The sequence below is a fragment of the Marinobacter salicampi genome (assembly GCF_011074795.1).
Taxonomy (GTDB): Bacteria; Pseudomonadota; Gammaproteobacteria; order Pseudomonadales; family Oleiphilaceae; genus Marinobacter; species Marinobacter salicampi.
Genome location: NZ_JAAMPF010000018.1, coordinates 723,332 through 749,645, shown reverse-complemented (window position 1 = coordinate 749,645; position 26,314 = coordinate 723,332). Strand labels below are relative to the sequence as shown.

The following is a 26,314-nucleotide window of genomic DNA, read 5'->3' as shown; positions in this document are numbered from 1 at the left end:
GCCGCGACCGCATGAGTAAAATGTAGCGGAAGCTTCAGCTTTCGTGGAGCGCAAGCTCCTGTTTTCAACCAGACTAGGGGCACACCGCCAGTGTGCTCGGAAGCTTCCGCTACGAAACATCCTCTACCCGACTCTGTGACGTCAGAGATACGAACCTCGGAGTTTTTGAAGGCCGTCACCAATTCGGAGGGGCCATGGGTTTACCATGTCAGGCTTTCAGGAACTATTTGGCCCATGCCCCAAGACAAGGAATGCCACATGCATGCATCAAATCTCTTCTCCTCCAGGGTTTCCTCGCTCATTACCCTGCCTACACTTCTGGTGCTCAGTGCTGTTCTGACGGGCTGTATGGGTGGCGTCGTCACCAGCTCGACCTATGCGGTAGCAAGCGGCACGGCAGCGAAGCTCCATGAAGAGCGCCAGGCGTTCCGGGAAGATCTGAAGGATGACTACGGGACCTATAAGGAGATTCTGAGTGAATCCGGTTGCAACCCCAGTGAATATGAAATCAGTCCGGAAATTCTTGAGCACATGAGGAAAAGCGCCGCGGGCGGCGATGTCTACGCCAAGACTCAGGAAACCCTCATGGAGATCTACCGCGATCCCACTGTGACCCGGGATGTCCGTGCTCATGCACTTTACGTGGCTAGCCTGGCAGAAGCGCAAAAAGAAGACGGCTCAAACGAGAAAGCCCGGGAGTACCTCAAGTGGGTGAAGCAGGAATTCCCGGGTACCCATGACTGTGCTGTAGACACGCTGCTTGAGGAAGGGAGTAAAATCGACTAGCCCCGCGCCACTGAAGTCACTCTTCAAACCACGGCTCAGGCCATTATTCGGGCCACTGGCAAACTCGCTATCAGCCAACGCTCCATCGCCGAGGGAATAATTCCCGGGGGGACGATCGCCCTGTTCTCCCGAGCCTGTGCTCAGTCAAGCCCCTGCAGATAGGTATCCAGCCCGGCCGGGCTGGTAACCACGAGACGGCCATAGCCGGGCACGATCAGACCGGTGGCCTCCAGGTGTTTAAGCACCTTATGGACGCCCTGTCGGGTCATGCCCATCATGCTTGCAATGTGTTCCCGGGTGAGGCGCAAGGTGACCGGGTCTGTGGCCTTGGCACCCGTGCTGTGCATCTGGGCGAGAAACAGCAGGCGACGCCCTACCCTGGCTTCGATGCCCCTGAGTGCGTCCTCCTCAATAATCGCCATGGCACTCCATAAGCGCCGGCTCACCAGGTCCAGAGCTACCGGATAACTCTCCGGGTAACGGGCCATAAGCGCGCGGAAACTCTCGCCCGGTAATTCGGCCACCGCGGCTGATTCATGGGCGGTGGCGCCGAACACGCGGGGGGTGCCGGGGGAAAAAACCGTATCGCCAAACCAACTGCCACTGCCAAAGATCACCAGTATGGCTTCCCTTCCGGCGGCATTGACCGAGCTTATGCGTACCGTGCCCTTGGCGATAACCGAAAGAGTGGACTGCATCGCCGCCTTGCTGTAGATCGGCTCCCCGGCCCGGAAGTGCCGCATCCGCACCATGGCTGCGGCGTCTTCCAGAGCATTATCCGGAAACGCCTGGAAAAGAGGGCAACAAGCAAGGATGGCTTTGATATTTGTCATCGATCAATTGTAAACGAGTTGACAGTCTTTGGCACAAACAACGGCCTACACTCCCGACCATAAGGTGCACAACAATGCCAAAACACCCTTCAGTCTGCCACGAGGTCAGCCGCCATGCCTTCTTCCCAACTCGCCATTCCCTCCAAGAAAGACAGTGTCAGTGCCGAAGAATGGCAACTGCGGGTTGATCTTGCTGCCGCCTATCGACTGATTGCCCTGTATGGCTGGGATGACCTGATCTTCACTCACGTTTCCGCCCGCATTCCGGGCGACGAGCATCATTTCCTGATCAACCCCTACGGCATGATGTTCGACGAGATCACCGCCTCAAGCCTGGTGCGCATAGACCAGGAGGGCAACAAGCTCAATCCCGACGACTTCGACATCAACCCTGCCGGCTTCACGATCCACAGTGGCATTCATGCGGTGCGGGACGACGCGACCTGCGTCATGCATACCCACACCACCGCCGGGGTCGCGGTATCAGCCCAGAAGGACGGGCTGCTGGCACTGTCCCAGCAGAGTCTGTTCCCGCTGGCAACCCTGGCCTACCACGATTACGAAGGCGTGGCCCTGCGGGAAGAAGAAAAAGCCCGGCTGCAAAAGGACCTGGGCCATAACAACGCCATGATCCTGCGCAATCACGGCCTGCTGACGGTGGGCCGGACCATCCCTGATGCCTTCCTGGGCATGTTCATTTTGCAGCGGGCCTGTGAAATACAGATTGCCGCGCTCTCCGGTAACCGCGAGCTGAGCCCCATTCCGGACACCATCGTCAAAACCATCAAGGAGCAGGCCAGTCAGGTGACCAAAGGCCTCGGTGGACAGCTGGCATGGCCCGGCCTGTTACGCAAGCTCGATCGCATCGACACCAGTTTTCGCGAATAACAACCAGAGGCCACCATGACTAACGAAACAGCCCAACGCGCCAGTTTTACCCATATGAAAGACGGTACTCAGGAGGACTGGCAGGCCATTGCAGGCTCCTTTGGCGAGTTCGCCAAGACCCTGCCAGACCGTATTATGGACCACCTGAAGCTACTGGAAGGCGACTTTGGCGGCTTCCCCGTGGACCGGCTGACCCATTGCCTGCAGACAGCGACCCGTGCGCACCGGGATGGCAAGGATGAGGAATACGTGGTGTGCGCCCTTCTGCACGATATTGGCGATACCCTGGGCACCTATAACCACGCCGATGTGGCAGCCGTCCTTCTGCAACCCTTCGTGACCGAGGAAAACCACTGGATGGTGAAGCACCATGCCATCTTCCAGGGTTACTATTTCTTCCACTACCTGGGCCTGGACCGCAACATGCGTGACGAATACGAGGCCCAGCCCCACTATCAGCGCACCCTGGAGTTCGTCACTAAATACGACTCCCCGGCCTTCGACCCCCAGGCGGAAACGCTGCCACTGGCCTACTTTGAACCCATGCTGCGGCGGGTTTTCGCCCGGCCCAGGCAGTCACTGTATAAAAAGGCCATGAGCGAGTAGGCACGGCCCCGTGATTACACCATAACAACAAGGTTCCAGCCCCATGCTCGGAAACATCGGCCTGCTTGCCGGCCTGTTCCTGCTGATCCTCATGGCCCTTCGGGGCGTGAATATTCTTATTGCCGCGCTCACTGCCAGCCTGGTGGTTGCCATCACCAACGACATGGGAATTGCCGATGCCCTGCTGAAACACTTCCCTTTCGGGCCTTTGGGTGCGTTCAGTTTTGCCGGCAAGTTCTTCGTCCTGTTCCTCACCGGCGCCATATTCGGCAAGATGATGGCGGCCAGTGGTGCGGCGGGCTCCATCGCCAGTGCCGTCACCCGCAAACTCGGGGCCAGACACACCATTCTGGTGTCGATGCTGGTCTGCGCGATGCTGACCTACGGCGGCGTTGTGGTTTTTGTGGTGATTTTCACCATGTATCCGCTGGGTGTAGCGCTGATGCGTGAGGCCAACCTGCCCAAGCGCCTGTTCTGCGGTGCAGTCGCCCTGGGCGCCGGCACTTTCACCATGACAGCATTGCCCGGCACGCCGTCCATCCATAACGTCATTGCTGCTTCCGCCCTGGGCACCGACCTGTTCGCAGGTGCGCTGCTGGGTATTGTCGCAGCGGTGGTCATGTTTGGTCTGGGCATGGTCTACCTGGAGCGCCAGTGGACCCTGGCCCGGGCGAAAGGGGAAGGCTATGAGCCCAACATCCAGGATGAAAACATGGAAAAGCTGGCCCCGGCCCTGCAACACGGCCCCAGCTGGAGGCTCAGTGTTGTTCCCCTGGTGGTGGTCCTGTCGACCATCATCCTGCCCCGGCTTCTGTTGGCAACTGACAGTGTGGATGCCAACACACCACTGATCGGCGTACTGGTGGATTTTGCCAACCGCGAACCGATCATCTGGCCCAGCTTTGCTCTGGTGCTGGGCGCCTTGAGCTGTGTATTGCTGTTTGTCGGCTTTCGCCCCAAGGCCATGCAAAGCCTGGGCTCCGGCGCCGATGACTCGATCATGCCGCTGCTGAACACGGCTGCGGTTATCGGCTTTGGCGGAGTAGTCACACAGACAGTAGGGTTCGGCGCGTTTTCCCAGTGGGTGCTTGAGCTGCCGCTGCCGCCTCTGCTGTCTGTGTTCGCCTCAGTGAGCGTGGTGTCTGCCATCGTGGGTTCCGGCTCGGGAGGCCTGCAGATATTCATGCAGACCTTTGCCGACAACTACCTGAGTCTCGGCGTTGAGCCTGAGACTCTTCACCGGATAGCCACCCTGGGAGCAGGCGGCCTCGATTCCCTGCCACATTGCGGCGCAGTCATTGCCATGCTGACGATCATGGGCCTGAAACATCGGGAGGCTTATCGGGATATCTTTGTGGTGACGGTGGCGATCCCAGTGATTGCCACCCTGGTGGCCATCGGCGTCGCTTCGGTCTGGTAAATTTTCCGCTAGCCAGGGCATCTTCGGTGATCGGGGCTCGTCTCGCCCCTGTTAACTTGCGTATACTTGCATTTTGCAACCACAAAAGAAGCCCGGGCCAAGCAAAGCCCGGCGGGCAAGAGGACGACGAATGAAACGCCTGGGAACCCTGGATGCATCCTGGCTTGCAGTGGAGTCTGATGACACACCCATGCATGTCGGTAACATGCAGATTTTCTCGCTACCGGAGAACGCCCCGGATACCTTCCTGCGCGATCTGCTCGATCGCATGAAAGCTGACTTTGAGGTGGCCCAGCCCTGGTGCTACCGGCTGGTCCGCCCGGGTGCCCTGGGGCGAATAATCGCTCCGGCCTGGAAGGTAGACAAGAAAATAGACCTGGATTACCACGTACGCCACTCCGCGCTGCCACGGCCGGGCAGCGAACGGGAGCTGGGGATCCTGGTGTCGCGCCTGCATTCCAATCCGCTCGATTTCGCGCGCCCGCTGTGGGAATGCCATGTCATCGAGGGTCTGGAGAATAACCGTTTTGCGCTCTATACCAAGATGCATCACTCAATGATCGATGGCATCAGTGGCGTCCGGTTACTCCAGAGGGTGCTGACCACAGACCCGACAGAAACCAACATGCTGCCGCCCTGGTCTATCCGCCCGAAAAGCACCCGGGCCAGCAAGACCGATCGTGAAGCAAGCATAAACGGAGCATTTTCCCAGGCCATGGAGGCGCTCAGGATCCAGGCCGACCTGGCGCCCAGGCTGCTCAGCGCCATGACCCGGTTGGTGAGGTCTGCGCGTCATCCCAATGAGGACCTGACCGCACCTTTCTCTGGCCCACGATCGATCCTCAACAAGCGCGTGACAGGACAGCGGCGTTTTGCCACCCAACATTACCGCCTCGACCGCCTCAAAGCGCTGGCCAAGCGGGCTGATGCCTCGTTGAACGATATTGTGCTCTACCTGTGCGGTACCGCCCTGCGGCGGTTTCTGATCGAACAGAACAGCCTGCCCGAGGAGACCCTGACCGCCGGCATACCCGTGAACATCCGCCCTGCCGATGACGAGGGCACAGGCACCGCCATCAGTTTCATGATCGCCACCCTGGCCACCAACGAAGCCAACCCGAGAGCCCGGCTGGAAGCCATCCGGGAATCGACCCGCAGGGCCAAGCAGCACCTTCAGACCTTGCCCCGGGCGGCTCTTAACCAGTACACCATGCTGCTGATGTCGCCCTACATTCTGCAGCTGATGTCCGGTCTGGGCGGCCGCATGCGGCCGGTATTCAACGTCACCATATCCAATGTGCCGGGTCCCGAGCAGGCACTATATTACGAAGGCGCCAAGCTGGAAGCCATGTATCCGGTATCGCTTATCGCCCACGGCGGCGCGCTCAACATCACCTGCCTGAGCTATGACGGTTCCCTGAATTTCGGCTTCACTGGTTGCCGTGACACTCTGCCGAGCATGCAGCGGCTGGCGGTCTATACAGGTGAGGCGCTGGATGAACTGGACCTCCTGCTCAAACCCGGGCGCTCCAGGACCCGAGCCGGTGCTACCGGGCAACAGGCCACAAGAAGCGCGGCTGCCCGGAAGACAAGACCCGGGTCCGGCCAGGCCAAGTCCGCCAGGAAAGCGCCTGAGGGCTCAGAATAGCGTAAGGCAAGGGCCCGGGTTCAGGCCCGGTCCTGGCTTTTCCAGTGGGCAGCGCCCACGAAGATAAGCTGCAGGAAACGGGTTGTCCGGATCCGCACCTGTTCGATCTGGAATTCGTCGTCGGGGGCGATGCCTAGCAGATCCGTAAGGCTGAAAGCGACACTGCGGACCGCCAGGTCACAGGTCAGGTCAAGGTCACCGTCGCTCAGGTGACCGGCCAGCTGCATGCGGCGCAGGTCATTGGCCAGTTCGCTGGCAAAAAAACGCATCTCACTTCGAATACCTTCCTGTACGGCCCGGCTCTCGCCTGCCAGGCCCTGGGCCATGAAGAAGAAAAAGCTTCGGTTAGCCTGAACATGATTGACGAAAATGGCGACTGACTCCTCCATCAGCTTGTCTGCCTGAAGGGCATTACCCCGGGCTTCACGCATCATTTTCCTTAGAACCAACCCCAGCTCATCCACCAGCTGCAGGCCCAGATCGTCCATGTTCCGGAAGTGGCGATAGAAGGAGGTGGGCACCACCCCGGCCTCGCGGGTTACTTCCCGAATGCCCAGGCTGGCAAAGTGCCGGCCACGACCTACCAGGGCCAGAGCTGCCTCCATAAGTTTGCCCCTCGTTTCGCCGGGCTTGCGTCGTCTCTTCTCAGCCATAACCGTCACTGTCGCAGGTTGTACCGGGAGCCGGGCAGCATAAACGCACCCGCGTCACAGAAATTTGTGAAACAAGTGTACACATATTTTCCGTAGAACGGAGCGAAAAGCAGTCATTTCAGGCCAGTAAATTGGCCGCACGGCTGGACAAGATAGCTCTGAAAGAACGTTTGTTGACCAATATCATGACATTCAATCGGTTAATCTCAGCAATCACGCAGGATACTCCTTATTGACAGCCCCACATCGTCTTGTGTACATTCGTTCACATCTAGTGAACACTTGTACACATGGGGAGAGAAACCATGCTGTCATTACTCGAACAGAATCCTTCACTGCGGTGGCTGGGCAAGCAGCTTTTTAATCGGGAAGATCCGGCTGCCTTTTTTGACCCGCTGCTGGAGAAGCTCAACCCGATGTGGGTGCGCCAGTACGTACCGGCCCGGGTCAGGTCCGTGACCGACGAAACCGTAGATACCAAGACTTTTCTGCTGGAGCCCGCCTCCCGCTGGGCTGGCTTCGAGGCAGGCCAGCACGTCAATATTGGCGTGGACATCGATGGTATCAGACGCAACCGCACCTTCAGTCTTTCCAGTTCACCGCGGCAGTGGCATAGCGACGGCACCGTTACGCTCACCATCAAGCGACTGCCTGGTGGCCTGGTGACAAACTGGATACACGACAACCTTCAGGTCGGCGACGTTGTTGGCGTGGGCGATGCCTTCGGCGATTTCCGAGTGCCCGAGGATCAGGAGCCGGCGCTTTACATAGCCGGTGGCAGTGGCATCACACCGGTGCTGAGCCAGCTTGAAACCCTGGCAGCCTCCGAATACAGCGCTCCGGTGACCCTGCTCTACTTTGTCCGGACCCAGGCCGACATCATCGGGGCCCGGAAGCTTTATGACCTGCGCCAGAGCTGGCTCGCCCTGACCCTGGAAATAGTGGCAACCAATGAAAGCGCAACGCCGCAATTTCTAAGTAGCACCCATCTTGATGGCGTGGCCGGCATTGACGAACGCCGCTGTTACCTGTGCGGTCCTCAGGGGCTGATGGACCTGGCCCAGGAGCTGCTGGGCCAGCGCAATATCAGAAAGGACCGCATCCACAGTACGTTCTTCTCGGTGCCCAAGGCCGCGCTGGCCTCCGACGACCTGGGCGGCGAAGTCACCTTCAGCCGCAGCAATACCGGGGTCACCTCCGAGGGTGATGCGCCACTGCTGGAAATTGCCGAGGCGGCCAATCTGTCTCCCCGCTATGGCTGTCGCATGGGCATCTGCCACCAGTGCAGCTGTAAGAAAGCCAGTGGCACGGTGGTAAACCGTCTGACCGGACAGGCATCCGGCCCGGGCGAAGAGACCATTCAGCTGTGTATTTCCGTACCCCAGGGGCCGGTCACCATTGAGCTGTGAGGCTCGTCCGGCGACTGTAAAGTCGCCTCCGGCAGCCCTCAGCACCATATTCTCTATCTGACTTCCCGGCTACTAATCATCGAACAGTCCGGGACAGGGAGTTGAACCATGAAAAAACTGAACGAAGCACAACTGAACGAACTCGAACAGGATCTCAATGCCATTCGCCAGGACGTTCTTGCGGACCTGGGCGAACGGGACGCCAACTACATCCGAAAGATCGTCCGTCTCCACCGTTCCCTTGAGGTGGGCGGCCGCGTGATGATGCCTTTTGGTTTCATACCGCCGGTATTCGTGGCGGCTGTGGCCAGCCTGGGGCTGTCCAAGATTCTGGAAAACATGGAAATTGGCCATAATGTCATGCACGGCCAGTACGACTGGATGAACGACCCGTCGCTGCATTCCCAGACCTATGAGTGGGACACTGCCTGCACCGGGGACTCCTGGCGCCGTACCCACAACTACGAGCACCACACTTACACCAACATCATTGGCAAGGACCGGGACTACGGTTATGCCCTGCTTCGGCTGAGTGATGACCGCCGCTGGAAACCTGCCCATACCCTCCAGTTCGCGAACTATGTTCTGCTGAGCAGCTTTTTCCAATGGGGTGTTGGCCTGCATGAACTGGAGTTCGAGCGGGTGCGTCGCGGTGAGATCAGTCTGGCAGAGAAGAAAGGCTTCCTGAAGGAATTCTTCCGCAAGGGCGGCCGCCAGGCCTTCAAGGACTATGTGTTCTTTCCGGTGGTAACTTTGCCCGTGGCCCCCATTGTGCTGGTCGGTAATATCGGCGCCAATCTGATCCGCAACCTCTGGTCATCCACCGTCATTTTCTGCGGCCACTTTACCCAGGACGCGGAAACCTTCAGCGAGGCCGAGTGTGAAAACGAAAGCAAGGGCCACTGGTATCTGCGCCAGTTGACCGGTTCAAGCAACTTTACCGGACCCAACTGGATGCACGTGCTCAGCGGGCACCTGAGCTATCAGATAGAGCACCACGTATTCCCGGACCTGCCGGCCCACCGTTATCGCGAGATTTCACCCCGGGTGCAGGCAGTCTGTGAAAAGCATGGCATTCATTACAACTCCGGTACTTTCCGGAAGCAGTACAGCACTGTACTCCAGCGTATCCTCAAGTTCTCGCTGCCTGACAAGGTGCGCATGCGACTCGAGGCAGCCTGAGGAAGAGTCAGACGATCTGGAGAATCCGCATCAACTGGGGCCGGTTCTTTTCCGGCAGCAGGTCCTCCAGGGTGTACTGATCCAGGGTGTTTAGAAAGGACTGCAGCGCCTCGGCAATGACGTGTTTGAGATTGCATACCGGAGTGATGTTGCACTTGTTCTTCGAAGAGAAGCACTCCACCAGCTCAAAATCGGGCTCGGTTTCCCGCATGACCACCCCCAGGTTTATGTCCGCGGGTTTCAGGTGAAGCCGGAGCCCGCCATTCTTGCCACGTACCGTCTCGATGTAGCCCTTGCGGTTGAGCTGGTGCACCACCTTCATCAGATGGTTGCGGGAAATGTCATAGCTTTCCGCAATCTCACGGATGGTGGCCAAACGGTCTCCCTGTACCGCGAGGTACATCAGTACCCGCAGGGAGTAATCCGTATAGCGCGTTATCTGCATTTACATTCTCCGTTACAGCAAACCAGCAAAGCCCCGGGCTTACCGGGACGGCCGTGTCAACAAAAAGCCGGCCACCAGGCAGAACAGCACACCGAGTCCGCTCACCAGCCAGACCGAACCCGAGGTAAGCCACACGACGGCGAGGCTTGTTGCCATCAGGATACAGGCCAGCCCTTTCGCAGTGACCGACACAGCACCCCGCTCACGCCAATCCTCAAGCATGGGTCCGAACAATCCATGGCGCGCCAGCCAGGCTGCAACCCTTGGCGAACCCCGTTGAGCCGCCCAGGCCGCTACTAACAGGAAGGGTGTGGTCGGCAACAGCGGCAACGCTGCCCCGAGCATGGCAAGGGCAACGCTGATGTACGCCAGACACTGGTAGCCCGGTCTGACCTGCCCATACTCACCAGATGTATCGCTCATAGCTGGCCTTCCTCAAACCCGACCTGGCGGGCAGAACCCTCACTCATCCGTTACGCCTGCTGTCCTGACCCTATTCTACATTAATGTACCGGCAGCCCGAGAGACTTTAGCGAGACCAGCCGGGCAACATAGGAAATCTTGATACCGGTGGCAAAAACCAGGGTGGCAATGTGCGATGCGATCTGGGCCGGCATGGAGAGAAGGTCAGCGTATGGATAAGCCAGCAGAATAGACACCACCAAGGCAACCACGCAGACCAGTAGGGACCTGTTCGACATTCTGAGAAGCAGACTCATATCTCACCTCATAAATATTTTAAATACATCTTTAAGATAGAGTCATTAATTGCAGATCGCAAGTTATAAAACTAAAAAAACTAGTCTGTACAAAAGATAGCAAGACCTCTTACCCCTTTTGGGGTACATATTCTCTACCCATTATTTTATTGATTCATTTTCTATACATCTTCTTTCTTTGGTCGTAACATTACCGTGAGTTTAAGAGAGCATCGGCCTGTGGAATCAAGCACACGGGCGCGCCGAGAGAGGAAAACCCATGAAAGCAGTAAACCGACCTCCCGGGCATCCTGCCCGGACCCTGCCAGGCACCGCGGGGGTGCCTCACCACCTGATGGACCAGATTCACAACGAAAATGCCGTCTACGGCCGCACCGACAGCCGCATGGGGAGAAACAACCATGGGTGAATACAAGAAGCTATGGTTCATACTGATCGCCATCGTAGGGATCACCTTTACCCTGCTCGGGTACTTCGGCGCCGAAGTATACCGGTCAGCGCCGCCTATTCCGGACCATGTGGTCAGCACGAATGGCGAAGAACTGATGACCGAGGAAACCATTTTGGACGGTCAGACCGCCTGGCAATCCGTTGGCGGCATGCAACTGGGTTCAATCTGGGGTCACGGTGCCTACCAGGCTCCCGACTGGACTGCGGACTGGCTGCACCGGGAGCTGATGGCCTGGCTGGAAATTGCAGCCCAGGAAACCTACGGTAAGACCTACCACGAGCTCGATGGTGAGCGTCAGAACGCCCTGCAATACCAGTTAAAGACCGAATACCGTACCAACAGCTATGACGAGGCCACGTCCACCGTGGTGCTGTCAGAGCGTCGTACCCAGGCCATCGCCGAAACCGCTGACTACTATGACCGGCTTTTTGGCGATGACCTGACACTGCAGAACACTCGCGAGAACTACGCCATGAAGGAAGGCACCCTGCCCAATGCAGAGCGCCGTGAAAAGATGACGCAGTTCTTCTTCTGGACCGCCTGGGCGGCGGCCACTGAGCGCACCGAAGGTGGCGCAACCTACACCAACAACTGGCCACACGAGCCGCTGATCGACAATGTGCCCACCGCCGAGAACATTATGTGGTCACTGATCAGTATCATCTTGCTGATTGCCGGCGTTGGTGGCCTGATCTGGGCCTGGGCCTTTCTCCGTCGTGAGCACGAAGAAGAAGTGGCTACACCGCTGCGAGATCCCCTGACTACCTTCGACATTACCCCTTCCCAGCGTGCCCTGGGTAAATACCTGCTGCTGGTGATCGGCCTGTTCATTCTCCAGGTTTTTCTAGGTGGTTTTACTGCGCACTACACTGTCGAAGGCCAGGGTTTCTATGGTATCGAGACTTCCAAGTGGCTGCCCTACTCCCTGGTCCGTACCTGGCACATTCAGGCGGCCATGTTCTGGATTGCGACCGGTTTTCTCGCCGCCGGCCTGTTCCTGGCTCCGATCATCAATGGCGGCAAGGATCCCAAGTTCCAGAAAATCGGCGTGGATATCCTGTTCTGGGCATTGGTAGCCGTAGTTGGCGGCTCATTCATCGGTAACTTCTTTGCCATCAACCAGATCATGCCTGCGAACCTCAGCTTCTGGTTCGGCCATCAGGGCTACGAGTACGTTGACCTGGGGCGCTTCTGGCAGATCGGCAAGTTCCTCGGCATCGTCTTCTGGCTGGTGTTGATGATGCGCGGTATCGGCCCTGCCCTGAAACAGCCTGGTGATAAAAACCTGCTGGCGCTTCTGACCGCCTCGGTGGTCGCCATCGGTCTGTTCTACGGCGCCGGCTTCTTCTACGGCGAGCGCACCCACCTCTCAGTCATGGAGTACTGGCGCTGGTGGATCGTGCATCTGTGGGTTGAAGGCTTCTTTGAAGTGTTCGCGACCGCTGCCCTGGCTCTGATCTTCTGCTCCATGGGCCTGGTCTCCCGGACCACTGCCACCGCAGCCAGCCTGGCTTCCGCCTCCCTGTTCATGCTCGGCGGTATCCCCGGAACCTTCCACCACCTGTACTTCTCAGGTACCACCACACCGATCATGGCCGTGGGCGCTACCTTCAGCGCCCTGGAAGTGGTGCCCCTGGTGGTACTGGGCTATGAAGCCTGGGAAAACTGGCGCCTGAAGTCCCGCGCGCCCTGGATGGAAAATGTGCGCTGGCCGCTGATGTTCTTCGTCGCTGTTGCCTTCTGGAACATGCTTGGCGCCGGTGTACTCGGCTTCATGATCAACCCGCCGATCGCGCTCTACTACATCCAGGGTCTGAACACGACGCCGACCCACGCCCACGCGGCCCTGTTCGGTGTCTACGGCTTCCTCGCCCTGGGCTTCGTTTTGCTGATCCTGCGCTATATCCAGCCACGGATCCGGTTCGATGAGCGTGTGATGAAAGTTGGATTCTGGTGGCTTAATGCCGGCCTGGTGCTGATGCTGTTCACCAGCTTGCTGCCGATCGGCCTGATCCAGTTCGCCGCCAGCGCCAGCGAAGGCCTGTGGTACGCCCGTAGTGAAGGCTTCATGCAGTCCGAACTGCTCCAGACCCTGCGCTGGGTCCGGACTTTCGGCGACGTGGTCTTCATCATCGGCGCCCTGGCCGTGGCCTGGCAGGTGGTCAAGGGAGTCTTCTTCCCTGAACTGGGCCCCGAGACTGACGCCTCTGAGGAGGTAATCACGCAGATTGTCTGAACCTGAACCTAACCAACGAGAAGGGGCGCCAAACATGGCGCCCCTTTTTTGTGTTCGATTGACGCCAGCTGGAGGCGTCACCCCATGCGGCATGGCAAGGTTGAAACTGGGTCTACTCCCCCAGAGGTATCGACTCCGCGTCAGCCTTCTGAGATAGTGAAGTAACTCCACCTGAAAAGGGAAAAGCCCCGGCATGGCGAAAGCTCCGCTGACCGACCGCTTTGGACGCACCATCAACTACGTCCGCCTATCGGTCACCGACCGTTGTGACTTCCGTTGCGTCTATTGCATGGCAGAAGACATGACCTTCCTGCCCCGCCAGCAGGTGCTGACCCTGGAAGAAATAGCCCGGCTGGCCCGGACCTTTGCCGATCTGGGTACGGAAAAGATCCGTCTTACCGGTGGCGAGCCTCTGGTACGTAGGGACATCCTGCAACTGGTCAAGGAAGTCGGCAGTTTTGGTCTGAAAGATTTCGCCATGACCACCAATGGCAGTCAGCTTCCCCACATGGCCGAAGCCCTGAAAAAAGCAGGCTTACACCGGGTCAACATCAGTCTGGATTCCCTGGACCCCGACAAATTTCAACGCATCACCCGCACCGGCCGTCTGTCGCAGGTACTTGACGGCATTGACGCCGCCCGGGAAGCCGGATTCCGTGGCATCAAGCTCAACACCGTCGTGATGAAAGGACGCAATGATCAGGAAGTTCCAGAGCTGATCGAATTCGCGCGTCGGAAAAAAGTGGATATCAGCTTTATTGAAGAGATGCCCCTGGGTGTGGTGACAGAGCATGATCGTGAAGAAGCCTTCTGCAGCAGTGATGAGGTTCGCGAGATCATCCAGAGACACCATACGCTGGTTCCGGCAACGACCGATTCCGGCGGCCCCGCCCGTTATTACCGCATGCAGGACAGCCCGGTCCAGGTGGGCTTCATCTCGCCCCATTCCCACAACTTCTGCGGCACATGTAACCGCGTGCGCGTCACCGCAGAGGGCCGGTTGCTACTTTGCCTGGGCAACGAGCATTCCGCAGACCTGCGCCGGGTGCTCCGGGCTCATCCGGTGGATGACATTAAACTCAAGCAGGCCATTGTTGACGCCATGGACCTCAAACCCGAACGCCACCACTTCAATACCAATGGTGATGTTCAGATTCTGCGTTTCATGAATATGACCGGCGGTTGATACCGATTACGGCTCCATCCTCAGATGCTCGAGGGTGATCTCTTCAAAAGCCACAACCTGACCACCATGCTCATCGGCAAACGCCCGGGCGTCAGCCTGGTCGGCAAACGCGCCCAGAGTTGGCCCCATTGCTCCCGACAGCCCGGACCCCACCACGAAAAACGCCTCCCGGGCATCTACCAGCGCAGTATCGTCGGGGGCTTCCCAGTGAGTCTGCGCCATATCGTGTACATAGAGGACATGATTACGCTTCACATTCTCAGGCTGGAGCAGCCACGAGAACATATCCCGGGTTGAACAGAATTTGCGCACGACTTTGTCATCCGGCTGGATGGCTTGTCCTTTGGGTCCGGGGAAACGCTCGATGACCATGCCGCAGACATGGCACTCGTCTCCCGATTCAAAGTAAACAGGCTCCGGTTTGACAACCACTTGCTCCTCGTCGCCCGAGCATCCGATGAGAGCGAGCAGGGTGACAAGTGCGACAACACAAAACTTGACGGAACAAAGCCTGAGCATTGAGTGACTCCCTATAGCGCACGTTTGCGAAAAAGACCCCAGGCGGCAGCCAGAGGCGCGACAAACCAAAGTACGAGCGCCAGCCACAAGCCGGCCTGTCCGACCGGCAGGTCTGACCCCAGGCTGAGTACACCGGTAAGCTGAGCCTCACCACTGAACGCCACTATGTTGAGCAGACGGTAAATATCCGTCGGATTGAACAGCAACAGCCAGGGCAGCAGTTCCGGGTTCATGGCGCCCTCGCTGGCGACAAGCACACCGAGCAGCACAAGATCGAAAATCAGCACAAAGAAAAACCAGATCGCCAGGGCGAGGCCAGCGGCCACAGGTTTCTCGCTGACCCGCACACTGACCATATAGGCCAGGGCGATGAAGCCCCAGCCCAGCAGAATGGACGACACAATGAACCGCAACAAGGCTGCCGCCAGGCTTGCCACTGCAACATCATCCACCAGCACCGAGATGGCCACCCCCGCCACCCCGAAGCCCAGCAGTGTTGCCAGTGCCAGGGTCAGGCCATGGCCCAGGAACTTGCCCAGCAGGAGCTGGCCCCGACTCAGGGGGTAGGTCATGAGCAGTAGCAGGGTACCGCCTTCCTCTTCGCCCACAATGGCATCGTATGCCAGTAACAGGGCAATGAGCGGAATAAGAAAAATGCCAAGACTTGCAAGACTTGCGATGGTAGCCGGGGTGGACGCGTAGCCGACACTGCCTGAAGCCGCGGCCCCGAACCAGGCAATGCCCAGAGCCAGGGTGGCGAATACCAGGGCGATAGCCAGCAACCACCTGTTACGCAGGCTGTCGCTGAGCTCCTTGCGGGCAATTGTCCAGATGCTATTCATGGGTTTCCTGTTCCGCAATGGGTTTATTCTCGGCGCCACGATGAGCCAGGCTTTCGGAGCCTATAAAGTGGACGTAGAGGTCTTCAAGGGACGGCTGGCTGATACTCAGGTCCCGCAGGGCGCCGGTGGCCACCAGTTTCTCGATGACCTCCATCTTATCGGCCGGATGCACGTCCACCACCAGCTTGCCATCGACCACGGTGGTCTTGCGGCCGGCGATCCCGGACTGCTCAATAACTTCCTCCAGCTGCTCATTGCCGGAGGCCGGCTCGATAAGGAGCGTGACCGGCAGGTTTGCCTGGCGCCTGAGTGCCGACAGGCTGCCACAAGCCTTGAGTGTGCCGTCTGTGAGAATTGCGGCCCGATCAATATAGGGCTCCACACCGGGCAGTACGTGGGAGCATAGAACTATGCCCGTACCGGCGTCCCGGAGGCGCCGCAATAACCGGTACAGGTCTGCGGTGGCTACCGGATCCAACCCTACTGTCGGCTCGTCCAGCATCAGCAGCCGCGGGCTTGCCAACAGCGCCTGGGCCAGCCCCAGGCGCTGGCGCATGCCTTTGGAATAGGTTCTTACCCGTTGGCCCATGGCGCCTTCCAGCCCCACGCTACGAAGCAGTTCGGGCACTTGGCTTAAGGATGCACCCTTGAGGCGCGCGAAATGGGAGAGGATCTCGCGCCCGGTCAGTTGGGGGTAGAACATGACGTTTTCCGGCAGATACCCGATATGCTGGGAAACATCCGCCTGCCCTGCCTCACCACCGAGTACGGAGATCCGGCCTTTCCACGGCGGCATAAGGCCGAGGATAAGTTTGATACAGGTGGTTTTACCGGCGCCGTTATGCCCGAAGAGGCCAAGTATCTCCCCGGGCTCCAGGTGCAGGTCGATCCCCTGCAGGACTGTTTTCTTGTGGTATCGGTAAGACACGTTTTCCAGATGGAAACAGCTCATCATCTCTCCGGTTGTGCTTGGATCACCAGGGCCCGGGGCGGGCGCATCAGCGGAAAATCATCGGTAACGCCGGCCGCCTTGACCACAGGGAAGGCTTCCTGCACCCATCGCAGGGTGTCGACCGCGGGGCTGAACATCAGTATCCGCGCTTCAGGATAGGTCCAGAGCAGACGATCAATATTATCGTTGGGTTCGTAGGGTATATCGCCAATGCCGTCCTGGTCTCTGTCCCAGCCCAGATAGTCACTCCAGAAATTGCCCAGGCCCTCCGTTGACCATTCCTGGGTCCGGGTAGACACATATTTAACCTGACGTTTGTTGTTAATGAAGGCGTTGCCAAACACCTCGTTTTCTTCCGAGCCGGCGGTGAGGTGAATGCCGATATCACTGTCCTGGAAAACATTGCCGTTGAATTCGTTATAGAGGGAGTTGTATATAAAAACGGCCTTGCCCTCCCCGCCCAAGACCGCCACACCGGCTGTTTCGCCGGTCGTGACTCCGGAGACGTGATTGCCGCTGATGGTCGACTGGGTAATGAAGTTCATAAGAATGCCGTAATTCCCATCGTTGACAGAGCGGTTGCCGGTCACAGTCAAACGCTTGCTCTGCATGAGGGCGTACCCAGTCCGGGTATTGCGGGTCAGGTTGCCCTCGATCAGATTATCGTGGGAATACATATAATGGATGCCATAGCGCAGGTCGCTCATGACATTGTTGCGGATGCGGTTGTTGTTTGACGTCTCTATGTAGATGGCATCGCGGGTATGACTGACCGCATTGTCTTCAATCAGTGCGCCCTGGGTATTGAACAGATGAATGCCGTTGCCACGGTCCTGGGAGCGCAGGTCAGGCTCGCCCTCAATGCGATTGCCAAGGACTTTTGCGTCCGGCGCCGCATCAAGCCAGATGCCGAAGGCCGGCCCTTTCAGGTCATTGTCCCGGAGCTCCACACCCCGAGCTTCACGGGCCACGAATATGCCCGCGTCCATATCATTCAGGTTATGGCCCCAGTCTCTTATTCTGCAGTTTGACAGCGTGACATCGGGCGCGTGGATAGCGACCGTTGTGCCCGCTTTTCCACCATCAATCACGGTATCGTCGGCACAGCGCACGTTTACGCCGGACACATTGATTGTCAACGGGCCAAGTGTTCCCACAGGTAAGGTATAGCTGGCGCCGCTTTCCAGCGCATCCAGTCGTTGCTGAATATCGGCCTGGGCAGTTATCGCCAGTAAACAGGCGCATACCGACCCGAAACCCGTGAATAGACGCATTCCGTCTCACTATGAGGTGAAGGGGTGAACCGGAGCACCATGGGTACCCCGGTTTTTTCATGCCTTAGTGGCCCTTTGTCAGGCTTTTTCAACCAGCATGCGGCCAACCATTTCCATGTGCAGGGCATGGCAGAACCAGTTGCAGTAGTACCAGTGAACACCCGGCTTGTCTGCTGTAAAGGTTACAGAGGCGGTCTGCTGGGGGCTGATCTCCATGCTTACTCCGTGATTAACCATACAGAAACCATGGGTAACGTCCTCGATGGTATCGAGGTTGGTCACGTACACGGTCACTTCATCGCCCTGCTTCACCTTGAACTCGGTCAACATGAATTGCGGTGCAATGGAGGTCATGTACACCCTGACCTTGTTGCCGTCCCGGATGACCTTGTTGTCGGCCTCCAGGGTGATGCCGTCTTTTTCCGCCTGTTCACGGGCACTGGCGAAGAACGGATCATCCCGTTCGTAGATTTTCTTGGTCTGGATCTGGTCACGACGTACCAGTATGCAGTCATGGGGCTCCGCAAACGTGGGGCCGTCATGGACCAGCTTCATTTCCTCTCCGGAAATGTCGATCAACTGGTCGTTCTCGGGATGCAGCGGGCCGACCGGCAGGAACCGGTCTTTGGAGAACTTGGACAGCACGACAAGCCATTTGCCGTCGGCGTCGCGAGATTCGGTCAGGGACGCGTGGTTATGGCCGGGCTGGTAATGCACATCCAGCTTCTGGCGCAGGTAATCCACTTGTTCGCCGTTGTAGTGACGAATGGCATCCTCGATATTCCATTTCGCTACCTGACTGTCGATGAACAGGGTGGTGTAGGCGTTGCCACGACCATCAAAAGTCGTGTGCAGGGGCCCAAGGCCGAGTTCCGGTTCACCCACAACAACATCACGTTCTTCGTTCAGATTGCCGGCGAACAGATCATCCAGCTTGTCGATGGCAATGATCGTGACGGTCGGCGAGAGCTTTCCTGCGGCCATGAAATATTTGCCGTCGGGGGAGGTGTTCAGTCCGTGGGGGTTCTTTGGTACGGGAATGTAGCGAGTGAAGTCGGAACCCTTGCGACCGTCCAATACCGGCACCTTTGAGTCGCCGATGGTTTTGTAGCTGCCGTCCTTGACCGCTTTTTCAATACGCTCGATGTGAAATACCACGGCCCAGTCCCTGTCGTTGCGCATGGTGCCCGCCAGGTCCAGGGCCTTCTCCGAGTTGTAACAGGTGGAACAGGCATAGCGGCCGGTGTAATCGGCATCGGTGTTGTCGAGGTTGCCATCCACGATAACCTGGAAAGCCACTTCCATGGTTTCCGCGTCAATGGCGTTGAACATGGTAAAGTGATTCTCCATGTTCTCCATGTCAGACCCTTCGTTAGGATGGGGAATGACATACTCGGCATTACAGAACACATAATTGGTCTTTGGGACTTTCTGCAGCCGTAGGCCGTGGATGGCCTGAACGTTAGGAACCGTCGTGATCTTGTCACACTTCATGATGTCGAGACGGATACGTGCTACCCGGGTGTTGGCCTTGTCATTGATGAACAGGTACTTGCCGTCGTAACGCCCATCGGTCATCGACACGTGGGGATGGTGAGCATCGCCATTCAGGAACGTATTATCATGGCCCAACACATCCTTGCTTTCATTTGTGATACCCCAGCCGGTGGCTGAGTCCACGTTGAATACAGGAATCCGCATCAGCTCGCGCATGGAAGGGACGCCCATGACCCGCACCTCACCGGAATGGCCACCGCTCCAGAAGCCGTAGTATTCGTCCAATTCGCCTGGATGCACCACATAGTTGTTACGAGCTTCTTCTGCAGCCGCTGCGAAGGATTCCCGGGTCATCACCAGGGATCCGAGCCCCGTAGCACCCCCAATACCCGCCAGTGCCGTTGCCCCCAGGAAGCCACGACGGCTGAGGCCGCCAGACTTTGTACCTTCACCTTGGACAATATCGTCTTTCTTGGTCATCAGTTTTCTCCTGTTTTTCGATCAAATACTGGCAGGCCGGTTTCACCCCACCTGAACCGCTGGAATTCGCTCCGGTGATGCCTCGTCATCCGAGGCATTGCGGCCTCGGCGTCCACGTCGCTTCATGATCAGCGGCGGACATTTATGGTCATCGAAGTAGGTCACCTGGCAATCCAGACAGTAATGGCATTCCATGTAGTTGATGGTGCCGTCTGGATGGATGGCCTGCACCTCACATTCCTTGGCGCAGAGCTGGCAGGGGTTACCACACTCCCGGCGACGCTTGAGCCAGTCAAAGATCCGGAAACGAGTAGGAATGGTAAGGGCTGCACCGAGGGGGCACAGGTATCGGCAGAACACCTTGCGGGTGAACAGGTTGACTACCAGCAGCAGCACCGCATAGGTCACAAAAGGCCAGCTGCGGTCAAATTTGAGTGTTATTGCGGTCTTGAAGGGTTCCACCTCGGCCAAAAGCTCCGCCTGAGCGATAGAGCCCAGGGAGACACCGAACAGCACCAGCAGAATCAGGTATTTGATGGCCCAGAGTCGTTCGTGAATAGCAAACGGCACCTCGTACTGGGGTATCTTGACCTTGCGGGCTATCTCGTTAAGCAGCTCCTGCAAGGCGCCAAACGGGCACAGCCAGCCACAGTAGACGGCCCGGCCCCACATCAGGATGATGCCGGCAACAGCGGTCCAGAGCATGAAAATGACCGGATCTATCAGAAAGGTGCTCCAGGTGAAATCCGTGAACAGGCTGTGGGTAAAGGTCAGAACATTGACGATGGACAGCTGACCCATGGCGTACCAGCCGATAAAGAACAGGGTATAGATCAGAAACGCATGGCGCAGTGGGCGAAGAAACCTGGGTCGCCGGGTCAGCCAGTCCTGGAAGAACATGATAAGCAGCAGCACACCAATACCAATGCCAAGGACAATGATCTGGAACTCCCTCTGATCCCAAACCTGAACCCACATGGGCTGATCCGCCATGGCTTCGGCACTGCCAGGCTCGGGTTCGGCGCGGGTGTAGTACTGGTCTGGCAACTGGTAGGTCAGGGGAAATACCTGGAACTCGCTGTCCAACGGACCGGTCTGGCGTTTGACGGTAAGTTCCAACGCCCAGGGACTGCCTGGGTCAAATTGGTACTGCTGGCGGATGATAAAGAGCGCCATTTCATTAAACGCAGGCATACCTTCGGTGTATACATCGCTCAACCGGATATAGTCACGATCGCGGAAGTTGAAGGTATCGCCGAACTGGCGCACCTGGATCCGATCGAATATGCCTCCACGCACATACCCGGAGCCTTTGAATGAGTAGTCCCCCCTCGCCATGACAGCGATGGCATGCTCGCCCTCTTCAAGGCGGGATTGCAGCCGCTCGTACTGGGACTCACCCAGAAGGTTGCGACCAATGGTAGGAACATTAAGATAGGTGGCGTAGAGGTCGATCAGTGACTCATCGCGCTCGGCTTCGATCGCAGCCTCAACTCCCTCAGCGGGTGTGCCTACGAAGGCGTCGTCGACCTGCCCCCGGGTAAGGTTCAGGCGACGAATGGAGCCGTCACCGGTCAGTTCTGCCCAGCTTTTCTCCTCAAAGGTATCCCTTCTGACCTCGGCAATCGGCGGTCGCTGATCGGCCCCGCCTTCCACTAGGCCAAGCGCCTCCCCGACCCGGTGGGCTGAGCGCATGATCACCTCGTTTATGACCATGACTGTGACCGTGGCACCAGAAAGCCCATCCACGGCAATTTTCTCTTCCGTTGATGTACCGCCGACGGTCACTCTCTGGTCGGCCTTTAGGCCGGTATATTGCTCGGTGAACTCGTGCATCTTCCGTTCCGGGATGCCGACCAGCAATATGGGCTCGTGATGTTCGATTACCCGGGCGCTAATAATTTCTCCCGACGGGTCCAGCACCACCATGGCGTTCAGGGGTTTACCGGAATAGGCAGGGGTCTGGACGAAATCGAGTGTCTGGTAGGCATAGCCTACCAGCTCGTCGCCGGCGTACAGCTCCTGTATGGCGCGATTGCCTTCCCGGGATTCAAATCGGGTAGCGGATGGTAGTGCTTCTGTGATGACCTGACGGGCAGCGATGGGCTCGTACTCATTCAGCTGCACCGCTTCGGCCTGAGCCACCATAAAGCACAGGAACAGAATCATAAAAACAGCTGGCAAGCGCTTAACGGTCACTCATCCCCCGGCAGTCCGACATAGGAATTTTTAATGCATTCAGAGCACTAGGCCGACTGCTCGGAGACCCGAACGGCGTATACTGAGGTAAAAGAAGCATAGTCGAGGTGGTGCCCGGGGCAGACCGGCACATGATCTGCATCAATTGAGACTGATCGCGTGGCCGTCCTGCCCCAGGGGCAGGTAATTTCCCAGGTGCCCCAGTCTGATCGATTCCACCATCATGGTCAGGGGTTGCTGGGCTTCATCAGATGACGGCGCTATTCCGCCTCGCCCCGACATGGCGGCCACAAATACCATGTCCCATGGCTGCCCGGTCTGACGGGACTCGGCCACCAGTGACTGGAAATCTGCCACCTCCTCCGGTGCCTTGTCGACACAAACCACAGGTGTCAGTGCGCCACCCTCGCCTTTCTCGAAGCTGGCCTTCTCAGCGGCAGAGGCGTCTTCCGGTAGTTCGGCACGGCAGAACACAAACAGCAGCCGCTGGGGTTCAGCCTGAGTTTCCACGACCTGAATCAGGTCGGTGTAGCTGGAGATCATGGGAACACTCCCTTAAACAGAAGATTGAACAGGAAAAACTGACTGTCAGGCACTGCTGTCCTAACGTTCGAGTATGGTTTTGCAGATACTGATGACAGCCTCTGCGTCATAGCTTTTGCCGTAGCGTTTTCTGTAGCCGTAGTCATAGAGCCGGACGTGATCGTCGGGGGTGACACCGATATTCTCGAGGCAGGCCCGGGCACAATGCAGCGGACAGCCATCAATCACCGTGACCGGACGTCCCGAGCGTGCCGTCTTGACCAGGCTCGGGACCTTGCCACCAACACCGGAGATACAGGACATCTCGAACACACCCTCATGGTCCAGCTGCACCGCCGCATTGTTGGCCAGCTGGGCTACATCAGAGCAGCCAGAGCAGGAATAGATCAACGGACGCTGTTTGCGAGCGGTCATTGCACTCTCCCTACTGCCCGAACTGGACCAGACGGCTGGGGTCCTGAATGAACAGGCGGCCCCGATTGACCCTCACCAGACCTGATGTTTTCAGTTCGTGCAGAAGCCGTGACAGGGTTTCCGGCTGCATGGCAAGCCGGGAGGCCACCAGGCACTTGGGCAGCGGTAGTTCCACCTCGACATTGCTGAGCAGCCCCTCAGGGAGCAAATCCACCAGGTAGCGCACCAGCCGGTCGCGGGCATTCTGGAGAGTCATGATTTCCAGGTCGTGAAAGCGCTCCACCGCACGGCCTGCATAATGGCGCAGCGCGCTTTCAGCGTAGGCCGGGCGGCGGGTCAATATGTCTCGGTAGGCGCGGATAGGAATCATCAGCACCTCGCTGGCTTTCAATGCTTCGGCATAACAGGCGTAACGGGGAGGATCGGCGTAGATCATCACTTCGGCAAAGCAGTCGCCGGGGGCCAGGCTGTCGAGGGTTCGTTCCACACCAGTGGCATCCAGCCGATAAAGGCGTAGCCGGCCTGAAACTACAAAATAGAAGTGAGCCGCCGGCGTATCCTGGCGATACAGAAGTTCCCTGGGGCTGAGGGTCACCCGGCGCAGCTGGTCAGTAACGGCAGCAAAGTCTTCATCTCGGAAGGCACTGAACAGTGCGTGGGCGCGAAGGGCGTCGAACTCGGTGTCCGGCTCATTTGCCGCCATCATTTTTGTTAGAGCCGAAGCCTGTGCTATTGCGATCATGGTGCCACCCACCCTTTGTCTGCCAGTAAACGGAGTACAGTCTTCATGTTACGGGCTGGACGCCGGGGGATCGCTCCCCCTTTGTGGGTAGGTGGCGGGATGTTAAGAGGTAATACGTGACGTTATCAGCTCACTGCATCAGCGGAGAGTCTGGCAGTTCAAGATCGACCCCCTCCACACCATACTCTGCCGCCAGCACCTGCAGGTACTGACGCAATGCCCGCCGGGTGACGCTTTCCAGCAGATACTGCCGGATCTTGGGACGGGCATGCTCGTAGGGCAGCTGCTTACCCTCTATGCGTTGGTCCACACGAACCAGGTGCCAGCCATACCGGCTCTCAACAAGCTCTTGACTCAGGCCCTCCGAAAGACGCCAGACAGGACGCTCGAACTCATCCACCGTCTGGCCCCTGCTGATCTGACCCAGGCTGCCGCCCTGGTGGCGGGATTCACAGGCCGAGTACTGTCGGGCCAGCTCATCAAAGCGGACCCGCCCCTGGGCAAGAAATGTCAGCAGTTCCTTGCCGACTTGCTCCTGCCGAAAGCGCTCATCCACATCATCCGGGGCAGCAGCCAGCAGAATATGGCTGACCGCCAGCAGGGTCGGGCTGCAGAAGCGCTCCGGGTTGGCCTGATAGAAACGCTCGCAGGCAGCGTCATCCATCTCTGGCACGTCAAGCTCCTGATCGAGCAGGTTCGCTAGGCGCGCGTCCTCTTCCAGGCCGGGGTCAATGCCCAGGCGATCGGCCTGGGCAATGAGCAGCTCCCTTATCACCAGGCCCAAAGCGGCCTGATGCCACGCAGCACTGACTTCTTCGGCCGGATGATGCTGCATCTCCAGGGCAATGGCCTCTTCCGGAATCAGCGTGTCCCCCACCCTTACCGGCGGGAACTGGTTTCTTGGCTTGTCGGCGTCACCGACGGGGATCATCTGCATGATCAGTCTCCTTCCAGGTCAGGCGCGCTTGCGCACAACCTGAGCATTACGGGTGAAGTACTCTAGCGGCACGCTGAACATGTGCACCAGGCGGCTGAACGGGAACACCAGGAAGATGGTCAGGCCCAGGAATATATGGAGTTTGTAGATCCAGTGAACCTCGGCAATGTAGTCAGCCGCGCCGCCCTGCAGGGTAAAGATGCTTTGGGCCCAGGCAGCGAACAGCTGCATGGTGGCGCCATCCAGGTGTCCCAGAGTGGGCAGGATGGTCAGCAGACCCAGCAGGACCTGAACCATCAGGATGCCGATGATCAGGATATCCCCAACCGTACTGCTGGCAAGAATGCGAGGGTCGGTTACACGCCGTACGAACAGCATGGTGCCGCCGACCAGGCAGAAGACCCCAGCGATACCACCAACCACGATGGCCAGCACCTGCTTGGTGCCCGGCGTCATGAAGGGTTCGTACATCCAGTGGGGAATCAGCAGGCCGATGAGGTGGCCGAAGAAGATCACAATGATGCCCACATGGAACATAATGCTCGCCCAGCGGACATTCTTCTTGCGCAACATCTGGCTGGACCCTGCCCGCCAGGTGAACTGGCCGTGGTCATACCTGGCCCAGCAGCCGATCACGAAGACGGCCAGGGCAATGTAGGGATAGATGCCGAATAACAGTGTATTCAGGTAGTTCATGGTCGTAGCTCCTCTGCCCTAGGCCCGGCCTGCCGGACGTCCGGCATCCGTAATCAGTTGTTCACTGAGGTGGATGGTCTGCACCCTGTCCAGCTCCCGCCGGCGCTGGCCCACCACATCGCTGTTGCCACAGGACTCGCCCGCGTCGCCTACGAATTTGACCATCTCCTCTTCCCAGACTTTATCCAGCGCCTCAGGGGTATCGTCCCGCAGCTCGCTTGCCACAATCGCGGCCAGCTCACGACGATCAGTGGACTGACCCGCCAGCGTCACCAGGGCTTCGAACACCGCTTGGTAACAGCTCTCACGCTGGAAAAGCCGTTCTGCCAGCAGGCCCAGAATGTGGTGGATATCCTCCAGCCAGTTCTTCACCTCGCTCAAAGGCCGGGTGGACAGATACTCCAGGAACAGCGGCAGGTAGTCCGGCAGCTCCCGGGCATCGATCTCAAGCCCCGCGGCACTGTACGCTTCCATCAGATCCACCATGGCCTGGCCACGGTCCCGGGATTCCCCATGCACGTGTTCAAACAGCAGCAGAGAAACCGATCGCCCGCGGTCAAATGTGGCCACGTACTCTTCCTGATGGGTCATCAGGTCACCGGTGCAGAGCAGCTCAATGCAGCGCAGCAGTCCCTGCTTGTCATTGGCGGGCAGGTGGCTGTCTTCCAGCACCACACTGACCATAACGTCCCGGGCTTCCTGCAACTCGGCCGTGGGGTAATCCAGCAGCCTTGCCAATACTTTTAATAGCATCATG

At 58.2% G+C, this 26,314-nt stretch carries 27 protein-coding genes; 10 read left to right on the top strand and 17 right to left on the bottom strand.

Going from position 1 to position 26,314, the window contains the following annotated elements; translation table 11 throughout:
* The first annotated feature begins 258 nt into the window (after nt 1-258).
* The gene (locus tag G7W63_RS12410; protein WP_166258233.1) at nt 259-786 is read left to right on the top strand and encodes a hypothetical protein; all 528 of its coding nucleotides are present in this window, start codon (nt 259-261) and stop codon (nt 784-786) included.
* Between the two features lie 140 nt (nt 787-926).
* Here G7W63_RS12410 and G7W63_RS12405 read toward each other — a convergent pair whose 3' ends face one another.
* A complete protein-coding gene (locus G7W63_RS12405) occupies nt 927-1,619 on the bottom strand; it encodes a Crp/Fnr family transcriptional regulator (protein ID WP_166258230.1) in 693 nt (230 codons plus the stop codon).
* A 114-nt stretch (nt 1,620-1,733) separates the two neighbouring features.
* Here G7W63_RS12405 and G7W63_RS12400 point away from each other — a divergent pair, with 114 nt between their 5' ends.
* The 4 genes from G7W63_RS12400 to G7W63_RS12385 all read left to right on the top strand — a co-directional run bounded on the left by G7W63_RS12400 (nt 1,734) and on the right by G7W63_RS12385 (nt 6,181).
* Complete coding sequence (locus tag G7W63_RS12400) at nt 1,734-2,507, top strand: class II aldolase/adducin family protein (protein WP_166258227.1); 774 nt, start codon at nt 1,734-1,736, stop codon at nt 2,505-2,507.
* 15 nt (nt 2,508-2,522) lie between these two features.
* On the top strand, nt 2,523-3,113 hold the full coding sequence (locus G7W63_RS12395; RefSeq protein ID WP_166258224.1) for an HD domain-containing protein: 591 nt from the start codon (nt 2,523-2,525) through the stop codon (nt 3,111-3,113).
* A gap of 43 nt (nt 3,114-3,156) precedes the next feature.
* A complete protein-coding gene (locus G7W63_RS12390; RefSeq protein ID WP_166258222.1) occupies nt 3,157-4,533 on the top strand; it encodes a GntP family permease in 1,377 nt (458 codons plus the stop codon).
* Between the two features lie 130 nt (nt 4,534-4,663).
* Nucleotides 4,664-6,181, top strand: a complete 1,518-nt coding sequence (locus tag G7W63_RS12385; protein ID WP_166258219.1) for a WS/DGAT/MGAT family O-acyltransferase — start codon at nt 4,664-4,666, stop codon at nt 6,179-6,181.
* A 20-nt stretch (nt 6,182-6,201) separates the two neighbouring features.
* On the opposite strand, the gene G7W63_RS12380 is transcribed toward G7W63_RS12385, so the two are convergent.
* Nucleotides 6,202-6,834: a TetR family transcriptional regulator gene (locus tag G7W63_RS12380; protein WP_166258216.1), complete on the bottom strand. Its 633-nt coding sequence runs from the start codon at nt 6,832-6,834 to the stop codon at nt 6,202-6,204.
* A 305-nt stretch (nt 6,835-7,139) separates the two neighbouring features.
* Here G7W63_RS12380 and G7W63_RS12375 point away from each other — a divergent pair, with 305 nt between their 5' ends.
* On the top strand, nt 7,140-8,243 hold the full coding sequence (locus G7W63_RS12375) for a ferredoxin reductase (protein WP_166258213.1): 1,104 nt from the start codon (nt 7,140-7,142) through the stop codon (nt 8,241-8,243).
* Between the two features lie 108 nt (nt 8,244-8,351).
* A complete protein-coding gene (locus G7W63_RS12370; RefSeq protein ID WP_166258210.1) occupies nt 8,352-9,425 on the top strand; it encodes a fatty acid desaturase family protein in 1,074 nt (357 codons plus the stop codon).
* 7 nt (nt 9,426-9,432) lie between these two features.
* On the opposite strand, the gene G7W63_RS12365 is transcribed toward G7W63_RS12370, so the two are convergent.
* The 3 genes from G7W63_RS12365 to G7W63_RS12355 all read right to left on the bottom strand — a co-directional run bounded on the left by G7W63_RS12365 (nt 9,433) and on the right by G7W63_RS12355 (nt 10,589).
* Nucleotides 9,433-9,870, bottom strand: coding sequence for an Rrf2 family transcriptional regulator (locus tag G7W63_RS12365; protein WP_166258207.1), 438 nt, complete (start codon nt 9,868-9,870; stop codon nt 9,433-9,435).
* A gap of 39 nt (nt 9,871-9,909) precedes the next feature.
* A complete protein-coding gene (locus G7W63_RS12360) occupies nt 9,910-10,293 on the bottom strand; it encodes a YbaN family protein (protein ID WP_166258204.1) in 384 nt (127 codons plus the stop codon).
* Nucleotides 10,294-10,373: 80 nt separating this feature from the next.
* Nucleotides 10,374-10,589 (bottom strand): hypothetical protein, encoded by a 216-nt coding sequence (locus G7W63_RS12355; RefSeq protein WP_166258201.1) that lies wholly within the window; start codon nt 10,587-10,589, stop codon nt 10,374-10,376.
* A gap of 259 nt (nt 10,590-10,848) precedes the next feature.
* Between G7W63_RS12355 and G7W63_RS12350 the strand changes: the two genes are divergently transcribed.
* The 3 genes from G7W63_RS12350 (at nt 10,849) to moaA (ending at nt 14,462) form a co-directional block, all read left to right on the top strand.
* Nucleotides 10,849-10,998: a hypothetical protein gene (locus G7W63_RS12350; protein WP_166258198.1), complete on the top strand. Its 150-nt coding sequence runs from the start codon at nt 10,849-10,851 to the stop codon at nt 10,996-10,998.
* The gene (locus G7W63_RS12345; protein ID WP_166258195.1) at nt 10,991-13,276 is read left to right on the top strand and encodes a nitric-oxide reductase large subunit; all 2,286 of its coding nucleotides are present in this window, start codon (nt 10,991-10,993) and stop codon (nt 13,274-13,276) included. The genes G7W63_RS12350 and G7W63_RS12345 overlap by 8 nt, the downstream gene beginning before the upstream one ends.
* A gap of 193 nt (nt 13,277-13,469) precedes the next feature.
* A complete protein-coding gene (gene moaA, locus G7W63_RS12340; protein ID WP_166258192.1) occupies nt 13,470-14,462 on the top strand; it encodes a GTP 3',8-cyclase MoaA in 993 nt (330 codons plus the stop codon).
* Between the two features lie 6 nt (nt 14,463-14,468).
* Here the strand turns inward: moaA and G7W63_RS12335 are convergent, their stop codons facing one another.
* The 12 genes from G7W63_RS12335 to narJ form a co-directional block, all read right to left on the bottom strand.
* Nucleotides 14,469-14,981 (bottom strand): nitrous oxide reductase accessory protein NosL, encoded by a 513-nt coding sequence (locus G7W63_RS12335; protein WP_166258189.1) that lies wholly within the window; start codon nt 14,979-14,981, stop codon nt 14,469-14,471.
* An 11-nt stretch (nt 14,982-14,992) separates the two neighbouring features.
* Entirely contained in the window at nt 14,993-15,823 is an 831-nt protein-coding gene (locus G7W63_RS12330; RefSeq protein WP_166258186.1) for an ABC transporter permease, read from the bottom strand.
* Nucleotides 15,816-16,775: an ABC transporter ATP-binding protein gene (locus tag G7W63_RS12325; RefSeq protein WP_166258183.1), complete on the bottom strand. Its 960-nt coding sequence runs from the start codon at nt 16,773-16,775 to the stop codon at nt 15,816-15,818. The genes G7W63_RS12330 and G7W63_RS12325 overlap by 8 nt, the downstream gene beginning before the upstream one ends.
* Nucleotides 16,775-18,049, bottom strand: a complete 1,275-nt coding sequence (locus G7W63_RS12320) for a nitrous oxide reductase family maturation protein NosD (protein ID WP_166258179.1) — start codon at nt 18,047-18,049, stop codon at nt 16,775-16,777. Before G7W63_RS12320 ends, G7W63_RS12325 begins: the two co-directional genes overlap by 1 nt.
* Before the next feature lie 78 nt (nt 18,050-18,127).
* Complete coding sequence (gene nosZ, locus G7W63_RS12315; protein WP_166258176.1) at nt 18,128-20,026, bottom strand: TAT-dependent nitrous-oxide reductase; 1,899 nt, start codon at nt 20,024-20,026, stop codon at nt 18,128-18,130.
* Between the two features lie 42 nt (nt 20,027-20,068).
* Entirely contained in the window at nt 20,069-22,195 is a 2,127-nt protein-coding gene (nosR, locus tag G7W63_RS12310) for a transcriptional regulator NosR (protein WP_166258404.1), read from the bottom strand.
* Between the two features lie 171 nt (nt 22,196-22,366).
* The gene (locus G7W63_RS12305; protein WP_166258173.1) at nt 22,367-22,768 is read right to left on the bottom strand and encodes a ribonucleotide reductase subunit alpha; all 402 of its coding nucleotides are present in this window, start codon (nt 22,766-22,768) and stop codon (nt 22,367-22,369) included.
* Nucleotides 22,769-22,828: 60 nt separating this feature from the next.
* On the bottom strand, nt 22,829-23,182 hold the full coding sequence (locus G7W63_RS12300) for a putative zinc-binding protein (protein WP_166258170.1): 354 nt from the start codon (nt 23,180-23,182) through the stop codon (nt 22,829-22,831).
* A 10-nt stretch (nt 23,183-23,192) separates the two neighbouring features.
* A complete protein-coding gene (locus tag G7W63_RS12295) occupies nt 23,193-23,924 on the bottom strand; it encodes a Crp/Fnr family transcriptional regulator (RefSeq protein ID WP_166258167.1) in 732 nt (243 codons plus the stop codon).
* A 130-nt stretch (nt 23,925-24,054) separates the two neighbouring features.
* Nucleotides 24,055-24,861, bottom strand: coding sequence for a peptidylprolyl isomerase (locus G7W63_RS12290; RefSeq protein ID WP_166258164.1), 807 nt, complete (start codon nt 24,859-24,861; stop codon nt 24,055-24,057).
* An 18-nt stretch (nt 24,862-24,879) separates the two neighbouring features.
* Entirely contained in the window at nt 24,880-25,557 is a 678-nt protein-coding gene (narI, locus tag G7W63_RS12285; protein WP_166258161.1) for a respiratory nitrate reductase subunit gamma, read from the bottom strand.
* Between the two features lie 18 nt (nt 25,558-25,575).
* Nucleotides 25,576-26,313: a nitrate reductase molybdenum cofactor assembly chaperone gene (gene narJ, locus G7W63_RS12280; protein ID WP_166258158.1), complete on the bottom strand. Its 738-nt coding sequence runs from the start codon at nt 26,311-26,313 to the stop codon at nt 25,576-25,578.
* Nucleotide 26,314: the final 1 nt, after the last annotated feature.

Bases quoted from the DNA above. Each gene is read 5' to 3' on its own strand.
- G7W63_RS12410 (WP_166258233.1), top strand. From the start codon at position 259: ATGCATGCATCAAATCTCTTCTCCTCCAGGGTTTCCTCGCTCATTACC.
- G7W63_RS12405 (WP_166258230.1), bottom strand. From the start codon at position 1,619: ATGACAAATATCAAAGCCATCCTTGCTTGTTGCCCTCTTTTCCAGGCG.
- G7W63_RS12400 (WP_166258227.1), top strand. From the start codon at position 1,734: ATGCCTTCTTCCCAACTCGCCATTCCCTCCAAGAAAGACAGTGTCAGT.
- G7W63_RS12395 (WP_166258224.1), top strand. From the start codon at position 2,523: ATGACTAACGAAACAGCCCAACGCGCCAGTTTTACCCATATGAAAGAC.
- G7W63_RS12390 (WP_166258222.1), top strand. From the start codon at position 3,157: ATGCTCGGAAACATCGGCCTGCTTGCCGGCCTGTTCCTGCTGATCCTC.
- G7W63_RS12385 (WP_166258219.1), top strand. From the start codon at position 4,664: ATGAAACGCCTGGGAACCCTGGATGCATCCTGGCTTGCAGTGGAGTCT.
- G7W63_RS12380 (WP_166258216.1), bottom strand. From the start codon at position 6,834: ATGGCTGAGAAGAGACGACGCAAGCCCGGCGAAACGAGGGGCAAACTT.
- G7W63_RS12375 (WP_166258213.1), top strand. From the start codon at position 7,140: ATGCTGTCATTACTCGAACAGAATCCTTCACTGCGGTGGCTGGGCAAG.
- G7W63_RS12370 (WP_166258210.1), top strand. From the start codon at position 8,352: ATGAAAAAACTGAACGAAGCACAACTGAACGAACTCGAACAGGATCTC.
- G7W63_RS12365 (WP_166258207.1), bottom strand. From the start codon at position 9,870: ATGCAGATAACGCGCTATACGGATTACTCCCTGCGGGTACTGATGTAC.
- G7W63_RS12360 (WP_166258204.1), bottom strand. From the start codon at position 10,293: ATGAGCGATACATCTGGTGAGTATGGGCAGGTCAGACCGGGCTACCAG.
- G7W63_RS12355 (WP_166258201.1), bottom strand. From the start codon at position 10,589: ATGAGTCTGCTTCTCAGAATGTCGAACAGGTCCCTACTGGTCTGCGTG.
- G7W63_RS12350 (WP_166258198.1), top strand. From the start codon at position 10,849: ATGAAAGCAGTAAACCGACCTCCCGGGCATCCTGCCCGGACCCTGCCA.
- G7W63_RS12345 (WP_166258195.1), top strand. From the start codon at position 10,991: ATGGGTGAATACAAGAAGCTATGGTTCATACTGATCGCCATCGTAGGG.
- moaA (WP_166258192.1), top strand. From the start codon at position 13,470: ATGGCGAAAGCTCCGCTGACCGACCGCTTTGGACGCACCATCAACTAC.
- G7W63_RS12335 (WP_166258189.1), bottom strand. From the start codon at position 14,981: ATGCTCAGGCTTTGTTCCGTCAAGTTTTGTGTTGTCGCACTTGTCACC.
- G7W63_RS12330 (WP_166258186.1), bottom strand. From the start codon at position 15,823: ATGAATAGCATCTGGACAATTGCCCGCAAGGAGCTCAGCGACAGCCTG.
- G7W63_RS12325 (WP_166258183.1), bottom strand. From the start codon at position 16,775: ATGAGCTGTTTCCATCTGGAAAACGTGTCTTACCGATACCACAAGAAA.
- G7W63_RS12320 (WP_166258179.1), bottom strand. From the start codon at position 18,049: ATGCGTCTATTCACGGGTTTCGGGTCGGTATGCGCCTGTTTACTGGCG.
- nosZ (WP_166258176.1), bottom strand. From the start codon at position 20,026: ATGACCAAGAAAGACGATATTGTCCAAGGTGAAGGTACAAAGTCTGGC.
- nosR (WP_166258404.1), bottom strand. From the start codon at position 22,195: ATGATTCTGTTCCTGTGCTTTATGGTGGCTCAGGCCGAAGCGGTGCAG.
- G7W63_RS12305 (WP_166258173.1), bottom strand. From the start codon at position 22,768: ATGATCTCCAGCTACACCGACCTGATTCAGGTCGTGGAAACTCAGGCT.
- G7W63_RS12300 (WP_166258170.1), bottom strand. From the start codon at position 23,182: ATGACCGCTCGCAAACAGCGTCCGTTGATCTATTCCTGCTCTGGCTGC.
- G7W63_RS12295 (WP_166258167.1), bottom strand. From the start codon at position 23,924: ATGATCGCAATAGCACAGGCTTCGGCTCTAACAAAAATGATGGCGGCA.
- G7W63_RS12290 (WP_166258164.1), bottom strand. From the start codon at position 24,861: ATGCAGATGATCCCCGTCGGTGACGCCGACAAGCCAAGAAACCAGTTC.
- narI (WP_166258161.1), bottom strand. From the start codon at position 25,557: ATGAACTACCTGAATACACTGTTATTCGGCATCTATCCCTACATTGCC.
- narJ (WP_166258158.1), bottom strand. From the start codon at position 26,313: ATGATGCTATTAAAAGTATTGGCAAGGCTGCTGGATTACCCCACGGCC.